General features: G+C 46.5%; 1 protein-coding gene. It reads left to right on the top strand.

Annotated features, from left to right (window positions below; translation table 11 throughout):
- Positions 1 to 228: alpha-amylase family glycosyl hydrolase (locus RYX56_RS25720; RefSeq protein ID WP_317124559.1), on the top strand; the 228-nt coding region annotated here is incomplete at both ends.

Genomic DNA, 228 nt, shown 5'->3' with positions numbered 1-228 from the left:
ATCCGCTCGACGATTCATGGGGGTATCAGGGAACAGGCTACTTTTCTGTCACCTCAAGGTATGGGGAACCCAATGAGTTTCAGTATTTTGTTGACCAATGTCATCAACATGGAATTGGGGTCATCCTCGACTGGGTTCCTGGTCATTTTTGTAAGGATGCTCATGGGTTATATCGCTTCGATGGCACACATCTTTATTCCTATCAGCACTCCAGTGGTCGGGAAAATC

This window comes from Alkalihalophilus lindianensis (assembly GCF_032843265.1).
Classification (GTDB): domain Bacteria; phylum Bacillota; class Bacilli; order Bacillales; family Bacillaceae_D; genus Alkalihalophilus; species Alkalihalophilus lindianensis.
The sequence above is the reverse complement of the archived record's forward strand: the minus strand, read 5'-3'. Positions and strand labels throughout refer to the sequence as shown.